This is a genomic window from Herbaspirillum sp. CAH-3 (genome assembly GCF_009668275.1).
Taxonomy (GTDB): Bacteria; Pseudomonadota; Gammaproteobacteria; order Burkholderiales; family Burkholderiaceae_D; genus Herbaspirillum; species Herbaspirillum aquaticum.
In genome coordinates, this window is sequence record NZ_VSWE01000013.1 from 1 (window position 1) to 15,832 (window position 15,832).

A 15,832-nucleotide genomic window follows, 5' to 3' on the forward strand; every position below is an offset into this window, starting at 1 on the left:
GTGCGAAAACCGGAGGGCGGGAGGGAGGAATCAGGCGCTGCGAACAGGAAATCGCGGGATGGAAACGGCTTCGTGAGAAAGCGGAAAGAGCCCGACGGGCTCCTTCCCTTGCATGGCAGGATCAATCTTCCTCGACCCAGTCCACCACGGCCCCCAGCGAGCGCAGGTTTTCCACGAACTTGGGATGGGCGCGGCGGATCGGCAGGGCATTGCGGATCTCGGAGCGTCCCTCGATACTGGCGGCCACCATGAACAGCGCAATGGCCACGCGGATGATGTAGGGGCTTTCCACCGAGGCCGGCGACAGCGGCAGGCCGCCGAAGGTGATCAGGCGATGCGGATCGCCCAGGAACACATGGGCACCGAACTTGGACAATTCGCTGCTCCAGCCCATGGCACCGTCGTAGATCTTGTTCCAGAACATGGTGTTGCCCTCGGCCTTGACGCCTAGGGCGATGAAGATGGGCAGCAGGTCCACCGGCAGATAGGGCCAGGGCGCGGCTTCCACCTTGGTGAGGATGTTGCTGGTGAAGGGTTTGACCACCTTCAGCGGCCCGTTCTGGCGCGTGTGCGACCAGCCGTTTTCATGCACCACTTCCACGCCGAACTTGGCGAAGGTGCGGTCGATCAGCGGGAACTGTTGCGGCGCGCTGTTGCGCACGCGGACCTGGCCGCCGGTGATGGCGCCCATGGCGAGGAAGGTGGCGATCTCGTGGAAATCCTCGTCGAAGCGGAATTCACCGCCGCCCAGCTGCTGGCCGCCGCGCACGGTCACGCGCGAGGTGCCCAGGCCGTCGATCTGCACGCCCATCATCACCATGAAGCGGCAGAATTCCTGCACGTGCGGTTCGGAGGCGGCATTGGTGAGCACCGACTCGCCCTCGGCGGCAGCGGCGCACAGCACGAAGTTTTCGGTGGTCGTGACCGAGGCATAGTCCAGCCAGTGATCATTGGCCTGCATGCGGCCTGCGGTGCGGATGATGAGCGAATCGGGGCTGCTCTCGACCCGGGCACCGAAGCGCTGGAAGACTTCGACGTGGGGATCGATCTCGCGCACGCCCAGCGTGCAGCCCTTGACGTCGTTCTCCAGCCGCGCCACGCCGAAGCGGGCCAGCAGCGGCGGCACCAGCATGATAGAGGAGCGCATCTCCTCCGGCAGGTGGTGCACTTTGGGATCGAAATGGGTGTCGCGGTGGTGCAGTTCCAGCACGCCGCTGGCATAGTCCACCTTCACCTCGCTGCCCAGTACGCGGAAGATCTCCAGGATCTTCTTGACGTCGGTGATTTCGGGGATGCCGATCAAGCGCAAGGGCTGGTCGGTCAGCAGGGTGGCACAGAGGATGGGGAGGACGGCATTCTTGTTGGCGGAGGGGATGATGTCGCCGCGCAGCGGGCGGCCACCGTGTACGATGAGATTGGACATGAAGAAAATCGTTGATTCAGTCAGACGGAGTGCGCCGGAAACAGTCTGCCCCGGCCGGGAATGGACAGATTATGCGCCGCCCGGTTGCAGCCAGGGAAGCAAATTGTGCCCCGTTGCAGCGGCCTCTTCGGGACTTGTCGTCTTGTCATCTTCTTCTCTTGTGGCCATGCACAGGTGAAGCTTGCTGCATTGAAAGCCAAGTTTCCGTATCATGGCCGCTCTTGGATGATCGCACTGACAAGGTTTTCGACGATGTTTCGCACGCAGCAGCTCCGTTCCGGTAATGATTTACGCTTTTCCCTGCTGATCCTGCCTGGCCTGCGCCGCGCCGGCATGGTGGTCCGCCTCCTGATGTGCAGCGTCTTGCTGCTGGCGCTCACGGCGCTCTCGGGCAAGGTGAGCGAGGCCCACGCCGCCGGCTCCACGGCCGGCAAGCACCGGGCCGCCAGCAGCGGCGCCAAGGGCCGCAATCGCAGCGTACGCAAGAAGGCCGCCGCGCCGGCCAAGGCGCGCGCCCCTGTACGCGGGCGTCGGCGTGGCCGCGCAGCGGCCGCTGCCGTGGCGGCCACAGGCGCTGCGGCTGCCACCGCTGCCGTGGCCAGCCCGGCCCCGGCCATCACCACCAACACCAAGCCCGAGCTGCTGCCGCGCTGCGGCTTCACCGAGGCCTCGCGCCGCCACATCTTCTCGCGCGGGGTGTACGTGCTCGATGAAGAAACCAATACGCCGCTCTTCGAGCGCAATGCCGATACGGTCGCGCCCATCGCCTCGGTGACCAAGCTGATGACGGCCATCGTCTGGCTGGACCAGAAGTCGCTGCCCATGGCCAATCGGCTGGAAGTGACCGAGGACGACCTGGACAACCTCAAATTCACCCACTCGCGCTTGAACGTAGGGGCCAGCCTGTCGCGTGCCGACATGCTGCACATCGCCCTGATGTCTTCCGAGAACCGCGCTGCCGCCGCCATGAGCCGCGACTATCCGGGTGGCCGTCCGGCCTTCATCGCCGCCATGAATGCACGCGCCCAGGCACTGGGCATGCCCCATACCCATTTCGAGAACGGCACCGGACTCTCGCCCGAGAATGTCTCGACCCCGCGCGAGCTGGCCGAACTGGTCAAGGCTGCCAACCGCTACCAGCTCATCCGCAATGATTCGCTGGACAAGCAGAAGATCATCAACATCGGTCGCGGACAGTTGCAATACATCAATTCCAATCGCCTCATCCGCTACGGCCAGGTCAATGCCACGGTGCAGAAGACCGGTTTCATCAACGAGTCCGGCCACAACATGGTGCTGCGCCTGCTGGTGCATGACCGCCGCCCGGTGATCGTCACCATGCTGGGCAGCGGCACGGCCGATGGCTCGCGCCTGGATGGGGTGCGCATCGCCAAGTGGCTCAACTGCTCGCTGAACTGAACTGCCACGCGGCCGGCGCCATTTCGGCCGGCGCTTGCGACAGCCGCACCCGGTTGCGGCCTTCGCGCTTGGCCTGGTAGAGCGCCTGGTCGGCGGCCTTGACCACTTCCTCGATGCTGCGGTGGATGCCACGTTCCAGGCATGCCACGCCGATGCTGATGGTGAGCCGGCCGAAGGGGCTGCGTTCATGCGGGATCTTCTGCCCCTGCAGTGTTGCGATGATCAGTTTGGCCACATGCACGGCGCCCTCGGCATCGGCTTCATCGAGCAGCACCACGAACTCTTCCCCGCCATAACGTCCGGCCCGGTCGCAGTGCCGCGAGACCGCAGCCTTGATGCAGCGGGACACCGCCACCAGCGCATAGTCGCCCGCCTTGTGACCGTAGGTATCGTTGTAGAGCTTGAAGAAGTCCACATCCGCAAACAGCACTGCAAAGCGCGCCGATTCGTTGCGCTGGCATTTATGCCAGGCCTCCTGCAAGGCGTCGTCCAGTGCGCGGCGATTGAGCAGGCTGGTCAGCTTGTCGGTGCGGGCCTGCTCTTCCAGCTGCTGGTCCAGTTTGCTGCGGCGGAAGAATTCTTCGCGCAGGCGGCTGATGAGGTAGGCGGCCGCCGTGCTGAAGAGCGCCATCAGGAACACCACCGCATAGAACATGCGCATCCATTCACGGAACAGCGCCTCCTTGGTGTGGCCGATGAAGACCACCCAGCGCGTCTGCGGTACGCGCACGTAGGTGTAGAGACGCTGCACGCCATCCTGCCGGGAACGCGTGAAATAGCTGCCTTCGGCCGGTGCGCTGGCCGCCAGCAGGTGTTGGAGTTGGGGGGCGTTTTCCACCCGGGAGCCGATGAAAGCCTCGTCATAAGGCAGGCGCATGTAGGCTACCCCGTCCACCGAGTAGAGCGACATGACCGCATTCTTTTCCAGCGACATGGCCTCGAACAGCTGCCGGAAATAATCCAGGTAGAGCACCATGAAGACCACCCCGCCGAAACTGCCATCGACATGCACCAGGCGCTTGGAGAGCACGATCACCTGGGCCCGCCGTTCCAGCCGCACCGCCTGCGGGGGCGAGATGTAGAGCGCGTCGCGCGTGTCCTGTCGCGGCACGTCGAAGAAATCGCGTCCGGAAAAATTGCCCGGCATGATCTCCTCCAGCACGGGCGAGCCGACCACGCGCTGGCCATCGGCATCGATGATGCCTTGGGCGACGATGTAGCCGGCCTCGATCTTTTCGCCGAGCAGGAAATCCAGCTGCTGCTGGGGCGGCATGCGATGCAGTTGCGTATGGCGATAGCGCCACGCCAGGCTGTCCAGCGCCAGCGAGAGCAGCTCCATGTTGCGCGAGATCGAGCGCTGCGCGATACGCGCCACGTTGAGGGTGTGATTGATCGAAATGCGTTCTACCTGCTTGTAGCTCTGGTAGAGCACCACACTGGTGATGACCCCTGCCATCAGCGTCAGTGAGCCGACCAGCAGGGTCATGTTGCGTTTGAGGCGTTTGATTTTTTGTCTCCCCGTACCTTGTCATGACAAAGCGTTCCCTGGCGCAATATCGCACCGTGAAAACCGCTTGGCAATGAAAAGGCAGCCGGGGAAAACCTTATGGCATCAGGCCATAAATCCGGGCCGAGGATTCACCCCACAGGGCGTCCTGGTCAGCCGGAGAAAGGCGGCGCGTGGCCCATTCCCGCACCACCGCCACCACCCTTGCATAGGAGGCGGCCAGCAGGCAGACCGGCCAGTCGGAGCCGAACATGAGACGCTGCGGACCGAACAGTTCCAGCGCCGTATCCAGGCACTGCACGATGTGATCGAAGTCGCGCGTGCACAGTCCGCGCAGCCAGTCGGCCTCGGTCAGCAGGCCCGAGATCTTGCAGGCCACGTGGGGCATGGCGGCCAGCTCGTGCAGCTGCTGGCGCCAGCGTTCATAGGCGGCGCGGCCCTTGCGGAATTCCTTCAGGGCCGGTTTGCCGAGGTGATTCAGGACCACCCAGTGCTGGTCGTGCAAGGCGCAGAGCTGGCGCAACTGCGGCAGGTGGCGCTCATGGGTGAGCACCTCCAGCACGTAGTCGCGCTCCTGCAGCCAGCGCACGCCCTGGTTGAATTGCGGTTGGGCCAGCGCTTGCGCGGCGGCATCGTCGTCCTGCATGGGATGACGCAGCCCCAGCATCTTGGGGCGGCCCCATTGCTCCATGCGTTCGGCCAGGTGCGGCGAGGCGATGTCATCCCAGGCGATCACGCCGGCGATGCGCGCATCGCGCCGCGCCATCTCCAGCAGGAAAGCCGTTTCCTCGTGGCCCGGACGGGCTTGCACCGTGATCGACGCATGCAGGCCCTGGGCGTCCAGCAGGGGCTGGAACTGGTAGGGCAGGCGGTCTTGCGCCAGCAGGTCCATGCCGGTACCGATCCAGGGATAGTCCTCGGAACGATAGCGCCAGAAGTGCTGGTGCGCGTCGATGCGCATCGGCCCCTTGATCCTTCTCACCGGGGCCGGTGGCATGCGCAATTCACGATGCAGGGTCAGCATGTCAGTGATTGTGTCGCGGCAGGGTTTGTGCCACGCCCTGGTACTTCAGGGCCAGCTCCATGCAGGCACCGGTCTCCAGCTGGCCGACCGTGCTGCGATAGATTTCCTGCCACGGCGTCTGGCTGGGCGGTACCGGCGGGATGCCTTCACCCTTGCGGCGCGCCAGCTCTTCCTCGCTGATGAGCATGTTGCATTGGCCGGTGTTGAGGTCGATGCGCACGCGGTCGCCATCGCGCAGGTACGCGAGACCGCCACCGACTGCGCTCTCGGGCGAGGCGTTGAGGATGGAGGGACTGTCGGACGTGCCGGACTGGCGACCATCGCCCAGCGTGGGCAGGGTCGAGACGCCGCGCTTGATGAGCGCATCAGGCGGTTGCATGTTGACCACTTCGGCCGAACCGGGCCAGCCTACCGGACCGGCACCGCGAATGGCCAGCAGGGTGTTTTCGTCGATCTGCAGTGCCGGGTCGTTGATGCGGGCGTGGTAGTCGTCCGAACCATCGAAGACCACGGCGCGGCATTCGAAGATGTTTTCCTGGCCGGGCGTGCTCAGGTAACGTTCGCGGAAGGTTTCCGAAATGACGCTGGTCTTCATGATGGCGAAGTCGAACAGGTTGCCCTTCAACACCAGGAAACCGGCGCGTTCGCGCAGCGGGGCGGAAAATGGGTAAATCATTTCCCGGTCATTCGATGCACGGCCTTGCAGGTTCTCGGCCATGGTCTTGCCGGTGGCGGTGATGCGCCCGGCGCGCAGCTTGCCGGCCTGCTGCAGTTCCCACATGATGGCCGGCACGCCACCCGCACGGTGGAAGCGTTCACCCAGGTACTTGCCGGCGGGCTGCATGTTCAGCAGCAGCGGCACGTCGTAACCGTACTTCATCCAGTCTTCCGAATGCAGTTCCACGCCCGCATGGCGCGCCATGGCCATGATGTGCGGCTGGGCATTGGTGGAGCCGCCGATGGCAGCATTGACCACGATGGCATCGAGGAAGGCCTCGCGCGTGAGGATCGCCGAGGGACGCAGGTCTTCATAGGCCATGCCGACGATGCGGCGGCCGGTCTCGTAGGCCATCTGGCCGCGTTCGCGATAGGGCGCGGGAATGGCCGAGCAGCCGGTCAGCGACATGCCCAGCGCCTCGGCCATGGCGTTCATGGTGGAGGCGGTGCCCATGGTGTTGCAGTGGCCGGAGGAGGGTGCCGATGCAGCGGCGATTTCCAGGAATTTCTCGTTGTCGATGCTGCCTGCCGAGAGCAGCTTGCGGCCCTTCCAGATGGCCGAGCCCGAACCCACCAGTTCGCCATCCATCCAGCCGTCCAGCATGGGGCCGCCGGAGAGCACGATGGCCGGGATATCGACGGTGGCCGCTGCCATGATCTGCGAGGGCGTGGTCTTGTCGCAGCCGGTGGTGAGCACCACGGCATCGATGGGGTAGCCATGCAGGATTTCCACCAGGCCCAGGTAGGCCAGGTTGCGGTCGATGGCGGCGGTGGGACGGCGGCAGTTCTCGAAGATCGGATGCAGCGGGAATTCCATGGGAATGCCGCCGGCATCGCGGATGCCATCGCGCACCCGCTTGGCCAGCTCCAGGTGGATGCGGTTGCAGGGGCTGATGTCGCTGCCGCTCTGGGCGATGCCGATGATGGGACGGCCCGAGCGCAGTTCTTCGGCGGTGATGCCGTAGTTCATGAAGCGCTCCAGGTAGAGCGCCGTCATGTCGATGTGATCGGGATTGTCGAACCAATCCTGGGAGCGGAAGCGTCGGGGTGTGGCGTGTGGCTTGTTCATGGATTCCTCTGGGCCGAAAGGCGTGTGGATAAGTTACGCGCCCAGCCAGCCGGCATCGACGTAGTATTCGCGGCCGGTGCACTTGGCGCCGCTGTCGGAGGACAGGAACAGCGCCAGGGCCGCGACATCATGCGGATCGACACGGACCGGCAGGCATTGCGCAGCCAGGATTTTCGCCTCTTCTTCGGGGGTGTGCCAGAGCAATGTCTGGCGCGGGGTGCGGATGGCACCCGGGATGATCGCATTGACGCGCACGCCATCGCGGCCGAAGTCGCGCGCCATGCCGTGGGTCAAGCCTTCGATGCCGGCCTTGGCGGTCATGTACAGCGTCAGGTCGGGCAGGCCCAGGTGCCAGGAGATGGAACCGAAATTGAGGATCACGCCGCCCTTGCGTTCACGCATGCCCGGCAGTACGGCCTGGGCGCAGAAGAACTGGTGGCGCAGGTTGACTGCCAGGCGTTCATCCCAGTAGGCGGGGGTGACGTCTTCGCTCTTGTGGCGGTCATCATTGGCGGCGTTGTTGATGAGGATGTCGACGCCGCCCATGACGGTGTCGATCTCGGTGAAGGTGGCGCGCAGGGCGTCCAGGTTCATCAGGTTGCAGGGGAAGAAGCGCGGTGCCACGGCGGCATCCTTGAGCGAGGCCACCAGTGCCTCCGAGGGTTCGGTGGCGATATCGAGGAAGCACACCTGCGCGCCTTGTCCGACGAAGGCTTCCACCAGCGCCGCACCGATGCCGCTGCCGCCGCCGGTGATGACGACCCGCTTGCCGGCGAGGCTGCGATAGAGGGCGTGTTCGAAGGCGGGGGTGGTGGCTGCGGTCATGCTTGGTACTCCAGAGGAAAGGATGGGCCGCAGGTGCGGCCCGGAAACGATATAAATAATTATTTCAGTGTTGCGCTCAGCGGCCCGAACGGGTACTCACGTCGACCCACACCGCCAGCACCAGGATGCTGCCCTTGACGATCATCTGCCAGTAGGTGCCCACGTCCAGCATGGACATGCCGTTGTCGAGGCTGGCCATCACCAGTGCGCCGATCAGCGCACCATAGATGGTGCCGGAGCCGCCGCGCATGGACGTGCCGCCGATGAAGCAGGCCGCGATCGCATCCAGTTCGCCCATGTTGCCCGCCGACGGCGAACCTGCGGCCAGGCGGGCAGTATTGACCAGGCCGGCCAGTGCGCACATGAGGCCCATGATGCCGAACACCCACAGCTTGACGGCCTGCACGTTCACGCCCGACAGGCGGGTAGCTTCCATGTTGCTGCCCACCGAATAGATGCGGCGGCCGAACACGGTCTGCGTGCTCACATAGCTGAACAGGCCCAGCAGCGCCAGCAACAGCAGCACCGGCACGGGAATGCCGTCATAGCTGTTGAGCGTGCGCACGAAGGCCAGCAGCACCGCGCCGATCACCAGCACCTTCAAGCCATCGCGCCAGAGGGCCGCCAGCGGCAGGCCGTGGCGGCTGCGGTTGACGCGGCTCATCCAGGTCAGCGCCAAGGCCAGCACGAACAAGGCGATGCCCAGCGCCACGCCGATCTGCGGCGGCAGGTAGCCCTGGCCGAGATAGACCATGTTGTCCGACACCGGCGCAATGGTGAGGCCGCCGGTAATGCCCAGCAGGATGCCGCGGAAGGCCAGCATGCCGCCCAGGCCGACGATGAAGGAGGGAATGCCCAGGTAAGCCGTCAGGTAGCCGTTCAACAGGCCCAGCCCCAGGCCGAAGCCCAGTGCCAGCACCAGGTTCAGTGCCAGCGGCAGGTGATGGCTCACGTCCAGGAGCGCAGCGATGCCGCCCAAGAGGCCCAGCAGCGAACCCACCGACAGGTCGATTTCACCGGCGATGATGACCAGCACCATGCCGCAGGCCAGGATGCCGGTCACCGACATCTGGCGCAGCAGGTTCGACAGGTTGCGCGGCGTGAGGAAACCGCCGTCGGTCATGAAGCTGAAGAAGCCCCAGATGATGGCGATGGCGATCAGGAGGGCAATGATCTTGTAGCGGCGAAACACCAGCTTCAGGTTGGCCATGCCGCCCGCTCCACCGACCGCACCGCCGGTGGCGCTGCCCAGATTGCTTGTAGTCATACCGAATTCACCTTGTGATGTTTTGTCAGACCGCCACCGCGCGTGGGGACGCTTGCGGGACGGGCTGGTTGATGGCTGCGGCCAGCACGGTTTCCTGGCTCAGGTTGTCGTTGACGAAGTCGCCGCGCAGTTTGCCTTCGCCGATGACCAGCACGCGATCCGACACGCCCAGCACTTCGGCCAGCTCCGAGGAGACCATGATGATGGCCAGGCCCAGCTTGGCCAGCTCCGAAATGAGCCGGTAGATCTCGGCCTTGGCGCCCACGTCCACGCCGCGCGTGGGTTCGTCCAAAATTAATACTTTGGGCTGCGCCAGCAGCATCTTGGAGAGCACCGCCTTCTGCTGGTTGCCGCCCGAGAGTCCGGTGATGGGCAGGAAGGGGGTGGCAGTCTTCACGCGCAGGCGGCTGATCTCGCCCTGGATGGTTTTCAGTTCGGCGCTGCTGTCGATGCGCGTACCGCGCGAGAAGCGGTTCAGCACGGTCAGCGTGATGTTCTGGCCCACATCCAGGTCCGGCACGATGCCATGGTGCTTGCGGTCTTCCGGCACCATGCACAGGCCCTGGCGGATGGACTTCAAGGGCGAGCCGGTATCGGCCGGTTTGCCTTCGAGCAGCACCTGCCCTTCGTACCGTCCGCGATAGGCGCCGAAGATGGCCGAGACCAGTTCGGTGCGTCCTGCACCTACCAGTCCGGCAATGCCCAGGATCTCGCCCCGGCGCACCGAGAAGGAGACGTCATCGACGCGCTTGCGGCGCGGATTGTCGATGTCGTAGCAGGTGATGTGGCGGGCTTCGAGCACCACTTCGCCGATGGCGTGGTTGCGCTCCGGGTACATGGCGGTGATTTCGCGGCCGACCATCTGGGTGATGATCTTGTCCACATCCATGTCCTGCATGGGCGTGGTGGCGATGTGCTTGCCATCGCGTATCACCGAGATGGTGTCGCAGATCTCGGCCACTTCGTCGAGCTTGTGGGAGATGTAGACGCAGGCCACGCCGCGCGCCTTCAAGTCCTTGATGATCTTGAGCAGCACCGCGATTTCGGAGGCGGTCAGCGACGACGAGGGTTCGTCCAGGATCAAGAGGCGCGCATCCTTGTTGAGCGCCTTGGCGATTTCCACCAGCTGCTGGTGGCCACCGCCATATTGCGAGACCGGCAGGGCCACGTTGATGTCGGGCATGTTCAGCTCGCGCATCAGTTCTTCGGCGCGGCGATACATGGCGGGGTAGTTCATGCGGCCACCCGGCAGGGTGATCTCGTGGCCCATGAAGATGTTCTCGGCCACTGACAGCTCCGGTACCAGCATCAGTTCCTGGTGGATGATGACGATGCCGGCGGCTTCGGTGTCACGCACCGAATGGGCCTGCAGCGGCTTGCCGTCCCACAGGATCTCGCCCTCCCAGGTGCCATGGGGATAAACGCCGGAGAGAATCTTCATCAGCGTCGATTTGCCCGCGCCGTTTTCACCGCACAGGCCCACGCATTCGCCGGGGCGGATCTTGATGTCGATGCCGTCCAGGGCACGCACACCGCCAAAGCTTTTGACGATGCCTTTCATTTCTAACAGATACTCGGACATGCCTGTTCTTTCCAAGAAGCCTCTGGAGCCTGCGCCCGGCGGACTTGCCGGGGGCGCAGAGGGCGACGCCGGCTACCGTTGCGGCAGCCGGCGTTCGTCACTCAGGAATCAACGGCCGTCGATCTGGGCCTGGGTGTAGAAGCCGTCATCGACCAGCACCTTGACGTTTTCCTTGGTCAGCAGGATGGGCTTCAGCAGCAGGCTGTCGACCTTCTTGAAGCCGTTGTCATACTGGGCGTTGTAGGTCGGCTTCTCGTTGCGGGCCAGTTGCACGGACAGGTTGGCCGCTTCGGTGGCGATCTGCTTCAGGGGCTTGTAGACGGTCATGGTCTGGGTACCGGCCACCACACGCTTGACCGCAGCCAGGTCGGCATCCTGGCCCGAGACCGGCACCTTGCCGGCCAGCTTCTGGGCGGCCAGGGCCTGGATCGCGCCACCGGCGGTGCCGTCGTTGGAGGCCACGATGGCGTCGATCTTGTTGTTGTTGGCCGTCAGCGCATTCTCGACGATGGACAGGGCTTCGGTCGGGTTCCATTCCTTGACCCATTGCTGGCCGACGATCTTGATGTCGCCCTTGTCGATGTAGGGCTTGAGGGCCTTCATCTGGCCTTCGCGGAACATCTTGGCGTTGTTGTCGGTAGGCGAGCCACCCAGCAGGAAGAAGTTGCCCTTGTTCTTGACCTTCAGGATGCCCTCGGCCTGCATTTCACCGACCTTCTCGTTGTCGAAGGAGATGTAGGCGTCGACATCGGCGTTGAGGATCAGGCGGTCATAGGACAGCACCTTGATGCCGGCCTTCTTGGCTTCCTTGATGGTGTTGGTCAGGACCGTGGCATTGAAGGGGACGATCACGATCACGTCCACGCCGCGCGAGATCAGGTTCTCGATCTGGGAGATCTGGCGTTGCTCGCTGGCATCGGCCGATTGCACAAAGACCTTGGCGCCCAGCTTTTCGGCGGCGGCTGTGAAGAAGTCGCGGTCGCGCGCCCAGCGCTCCACGCGCAGGTCATCGATGGAAAAACCGATCTTGGGGTTCTTGGCGTCGGCCATGGCGCTGCCGGCCACCATGGACAGGGTGGTCACGGTCATCAGCGCCAATACGGTCTTCTTCAGCATTGCCTTCATAGTCCAGTCTCCGATTTGAATTGAATTTGAATTGATTATGATTTTTGAAGCGGCGTGACCCGGAGGAACCGGTGGCCCGTTTTGGGGCAATCGCTTCCAATGGCGCGTGGGGCCGAGCTTGTCAGGAATGGTCCACGCCGCATGATGGTGCGAGGGGGATACTAGCCCCGGGCCAATCCCCTCTACAATTACGAAATTCACCAAACGGCTTAGTGATTCTTTTTGTTGCAGGAGCACATATCCGTCATTTCGACGATGGCTCGCTACAATTCGACGAACACGAGAACGGCGCGCCCGACGACGCCGGCAAACAGGAGACACAGCGTGGCTAAAACCCCCACGGTGCACCGGATTGCGTTGCTCTTCAATGGCAACAAGATCTTCGATCGGGAAATCATTTCCGGCATCGGCGAATACATCAGCAGTACCCGCGCCTCCTGGGACCTGTACCTGGAGGAGGATTTCCGCTGCCGCCCGCAGGGCATCGAGCGCTGGGCCGGGCACGGCATCATTGCCGACTTCGACGATCCCGTGACGACCGCTGCGCTGGAAGGCGTGCAGCTGCCGGTGGTGGCCATCGGCGGTTCCTATGCCGACCCTTCGCAATACCCGGCCAACCGGCCCTATGTGGCCACCGACAACTACAAGATGGTCAAGCTGGCCTATGACCACCTGATCGAAGCCGGCCTGCAGCATTTCGCCCTGTACAGCCTGCCCGAGTCGCCCTGCAACCGCTGGGCGCAGGAGCGCGAGCGCATCTTCACCGACCTCACCGGCGCCGATGGCATCACCGGCCACATCTATCGCGGCGTGGGGACCAGTGCGCAATCGTGGGATGCCGCCGTGGAACAGCAGATCGCCTGGGTGCGCAGCCTGCCCAAGCCGGTGGGCATCATCGCCGTCACCGATGCGCGGGCGCGGCAGTTGCTGCAGGCCTGCCTGTTCGCCGGTATCGCGGTGCCCGAGCAGGTGGCCTTGATCGGCATCGACAATGATCCGCTGGCGCGCGTGTTGACGCGCATCCCCTTGAGTTCGGTGATCCAGGGCAGCGTGGAGATGGGCCGCACTGCGGCCCACCTGCTGCACCAGATGCTGCATGGGGCGCGCTTTCCGGACACGCGCATCATGGTGCCGCCGGTGGGCATCAACGTGCTGGCCTCCAGCCGCCATGAGGTCCGCAACCATCCGCATGTGATGCAGGCGATGCACTTCATCCGCCAATACGCCTGCCAGGGCATCAAGACCGACCAGGTGGCCGATTACGTGGGCATTTCACGCTCGTCGTTGGAATGGTATTTCCGCCGCGAGCTCGGCCGCAGCGTCCATGACGAAATCCTGCGCTTCAAGCTGGAAGCCGCCAAGCGCATGCTGGAGCAGGCCGGCAGCCACGCCGCCGAGATTGCGGTCAGCTGCGGCTTCACCACTGTGCAATACCTGCACGCGGTCTTCAAGCGCGAACTGGGCTGCACGCCCAAGGAATACCAGGAACAATTCGCCGCCGGACTGGAGCGCTCGGCGGCACCGTCGGCCTCCGCTGTCCGATCCAAGAAGAAAACCACGGGGCCCTCCCTTCTTACCACCACAAAATGACGCACTTCACCCTCTCCCACACCACCTCCGCTGACGGTATCCGTCTCTACACCTTGCGCAACCACACCGGCATGCGCGTGACCATCAGCGACCTCGGCGCCACCATGGTCAACTGGTGGGCACCTGATCGCTATGGCCGTCAGGCCGATGTCCTGCTGGGCTACCAGCGGGTCGAGCAATACGCGCACAACCCGGCGTATTTCGGCGCCATCGTCGGGCGCTGGGGCAACCGCATCGCCGGCGGCCGTTTCGAACTCGACGGCGTGGCGCACCAGGTCGATTGCAATGAAGGCGAGAACCACCTGCATGGCGGCCGCGAGGGTTTCCATGCCCAGCGCTGGCAGGTGCAGCCGGATCCGGAAGGCTTGCGCCTGATGCTGGTCTCGCCGGCAGGGCAGGCGGGGTTTCCGGGCACGGTGATGGCGTCGGTGCTGTATCGCCTGGATGACGAGGGCCAGTTGCGCATCGATTACACCGCCACCAGCGATGCGGCCACGCCCATCAACCTGACCTCGCATGCGTATTTCAACCTCAATGGCGGCACCGGCGACATCCGCGACCACATCATCGCCATCGAGGCCGATGGCTACCTGCAGGTCGATGCCAAGCTGATTCCGGAAGGCCGCGCCGATGTGGCCGGCAGCGCCTTCGATTTCCGCCAGCCTGCCCCCATCGGTCCGCGCCTGGACTGGCCCGATCCGCAACTGAAGCTGGCCGGTGGGTTCGACCATTGCTATTGCCTGCGCAGCGAACACGAACCGGCACCGGGCGAGAGCCGCGTGACGCAGGCCTTGCGCGAAGTGGCCAGCGTCTACGAGCCGGGGTCGGGGCGCGAATTGCGCGTTTCCACCACCGAGACCGGGCTGCAGTTCTACAGCGGCAATTTCCTCTCCGGCGTGCAGGGGCGGGGCGAGCAGCCGTATGCCATCCATGATGGCTTCTGCCTGGAGGCGCAGTCCTATCCGGACCAGGTCAACACGCCGCTGCGCGAAGCGGTGATCCTGCGGCCGGGGCAGGTGTATCGGCAGACCACGGTGTATCGCCTGGGCGTGAGGGACTAATTGCACTGCGTCTTGAGAACGTATTGAAAATTTTTTAGAAAGTGGCGTTACCTTCGCCCTTGCCGCTGACATCTCTTCCTTCTCTCCTTAGCCTCCCCGGGAAACGGCGCTGTTGAGCACAGCGCCGTTTCCATCTCCCCATCTGCATATCTGTTGTATTTGCGCCCAGCGTCCGCTGGTGGGTCGTCTTGCGCAAACGCGGGACTTGCCGTGGGGCTCTCGTTCAAATAACCTAACGGTTAGGTTTATGAAAATCTGTTCGCACAAGGGCTTGCGCGTTTCCGTCTTTACTCGCAACGAGCACTGTCCGCCGCACGTGCACGTGGGTAATGGGCGCTGGGATGCCCGGTTTCGCTTCAGCTTCTGGCACAACGGCGTTGCCTTGTGGGACGTGAATCCACTATGGATTGCTCCGGCGGCATCGCTGCTGGAAGAGTTGAGACAAGTGATTGAGCAGCCGGTGAATCTGCGGCTGGCCCGCCAGCGATGGTGGCTGAGCCGACAGTCGGTTTGCCTTGAGCATCAACACTGGGACAGGGATAGTGAAGAGGTGGTGAGGCCCAGCGAATGGCGAAGAAATGCGGTCGCGATCCTCTGGGCAGGCTATTTGCCATTGCGGGACCGGACCGAATTGCAACTTGCGGGACAAGCACGTCCCTTGGAGATCGAACTATGACGATCAAAGCGAAGAAGCGTGACAATCCTCCTGTCACCGACGAAGTTCTGGAGCAGGCGATTGCCTTGGGCCAGAAGCGGCGGCGTTCCAGTTTGCAAGCCGTCGAGGTAACGTATATGCCCGGTCTCGAATCTCTGGCCATCTGTTTCGCCGACAAAACCGGCATCCTGCTTCCCATCGACAGCTATCCGGAGTTCGCTGCGTTGAGCGTGGCTGAACTGCGGCGAATCGAGATCGGCTACGCCGGCAGCGCCCTGTGTCTTGAGGAACGGGACCTGCATGTCTCCATTGAAGGACTGGTTGCGTCCAGCCCTTCTCTGATGAAGTTGGTCACCACTGTCGCCGCTGCTCGTAACGGCAGCCGCAGCAGCGAGGCCAAGATTCTGGCAGTACGCGAAAATGGTCGGAAAGGCGGACGGCCACGCAAGCTGACCGACGCCAGCTAGCCGGGACGATCTGGCAGCCGTTGCGCTCAACCTGTGCGCTTCCGTATTTTGACCTTTTCCTTCATCTCCAGACGAGAATTCATTAGCTCGTCTAATATCCC

At 63.6% G+C, this 15,832-nt stretch carries 13 protein-coding genes; 5 read left to right on the plus strand and 8 right to left on the minus strand.

Annotated elements, in window-relative coordinates:
• Positions 1-121 precede the first annotated feature (121 nt).
• Positions 122-1,423, minus strand: coding sequence for a UDP-N-acetylglucosamine 1-carboxyvinyltransferase (locus FYB76_RS17135; RefSeq protein WP_088756592.1), 1,302 nt, complete (start codon positions 1,421-1,423; stop codon positions 122-124).
• A 252-nt stretch (positions 1,424-1,675) separates the two neighbouring features.
• Between FYB76_RS17135 and FYB76_RS17140 the strand changes: the two genes are divergently transcribed.
• Complete coding sequence (locus FYB76_RS17140; RefSeq protein WP_154134392.1) at positions 1,676-2,842, plus strand: serine hydrolase; 1,167 nt, start codon at positions 1,676-1,678, stop codon at positions 2,840-2,842.
• Here the strand turns inward: FYB76_RS17140 and FYB76_RS17145 are convergent.
• The 7 genes from FYB76_RS17145 to xylF form a co-directional block, all read right to left on the minus strand.
• Positions 2,823-4,328, minus strand: a complete 1,506-nt coding sequence (locus tag FYB76_RS17145) for a GGDEF domain-containing protein (RefSeq protein ID WP_154134393.1) — start codon at positions 4,326-4,328, stop codon at positions 2,823-2,825. The genes FYB76_RS17140 and FYB76_RS17145 overlap by 20 nt on opposite strands.
• 118 nt (positions 4,329-4,446) lie before the next feature.
• A complete protein-coding gene (locus FYB76_RS17150; protein ID WP_154134394.1) occupies positions 4,447-5,373 on the minus strand; it encodes an amidohydrolase in 927 nt (308 codons plus the stop codon).
• 1 nt (position 5,374) lies between these two features.
• The gene (locus FYB76_RS17155) at positions 5,375-7,159 is read right to left on the minus strand and encodes an IlvD/Edd family dehydratase (protein ID WP_154134395.1); all 1,785 of its coding nucleotides are present in this window, start codon (positions 7,157-7,159) and stop codon (positions 5,375-5,377) included.
• Between the two features lie 33 nt (positions 7,160-7,192).
• On the minus strand, positions 7,193-7,984 hold the full coding sequence (locus FYB76_RS17160) for an SDR family NAD(P)-dependent oxidoreductase (protein ID WP_154134396.1): 792 nt from the start codon (positions 7,982-7,984) through the stop codon (positions 7,193-7,195).
• A gap of 76 nt (positions 7,985-8,060) precedes the next feature.
• Complete coding sequence (locus FYB76_RS17165) at positions 8,061-9,194, minus strand: sugar ABC transporter permease (RefSeq protein WP_088756630.1); 1,134 nt, start codon at positions 9,192-9,194, stop codon at positions 8,061-8,063.
• A gap of 82 nt (positions 9,195-9,276) precedes the next feature.
• The gene (gene xylG, locus FYB76_RS17170; RefSeq protein ID WP_154134397.1) at positions 9,277-10,833 is read right to left on the minus strand and encodes a D-xylose ABC transporter ATP-binding protein; all 1,557 of its coding nucleotides are present in this window, start codon (positions 10,831-10,833) and stop codon (positions 9,277-9,279) included.
• Positions 10,834-10,941: 108 nt separating this feature from the next.
• On the minus strand, positions 10,942-11,958 hold the full coding sequence (xylF, locus tag FYB76_RS17175; RefSeq protein ID WP_006464779.1) for a D-xylose ABC transporter substrate-binding protein: 1,017 nt from the start codon (positions 11,956-11,958) through the stop codon (positions 10,942-10,944).
• Positions 11,959-12,282: 324 nt separating this feature from the next.
• On the opposite strand from xylF, the gene FYB76_RS17180 reads away from it, so the two are divergent.
• The 4 genes from FYB76_RS17180 (at position 12,283) to FYB76_RS17195 (ending at position 15,731) form a co-directional block, all read left to right on the plus strand.
• Complete coding sequence (locus FYB76_RS17180) at positions 12,283-13,548, plus strand: DNA-binding transcriptional regulator (RefSeq protein ID WP_088756585.1); 1,266 nt, start codon at positions 12,283-12,285, stop codon at positions 13,546-13,548.
• Complete coding sequence (locus FYB76_RS17185) at positions 13,545-14,609, plus strand: aldose epimerase family protein (protein ID WP_154134398.1); 1,065 nt, start codon at positions 13,545-13,547, stop codon at positions 14,607-14,609. The genes FYB76_RS17180 and FYB76_RS17185 overlap by 4 nt, the downstream gene beginning before the upstream one ends.
• 247 nt (positions 14,610-14,856) lie before the next feature.
• Positions 14,857-15,285, plus strand: a complete 429-nt coding sequence (locus FYB76_RS17190; protein ID WP_154134399.1) for a DUF4160 domain-containing protein — start codon at positions 14,857-14,859, stop codon at positions 15,283-15,285.
• Positions 15,282-15,731 (plus strand): DUF2442 domain-containing protein, encoded by a 450-nt coding sequence (locus FYB76_RS17195; RefSeq protein WP_154134400.1) that lies wholly within the window; start codon positions 15,282-15,284, stop codon positions 15,729-15,731. Before FYB76_RS17190 ends, FYB76_RS17195 begins: the two co-directional genes overlap by 4 nt.
• Positions 15,732-15,832: the final 101 nt, after the last annotated feature.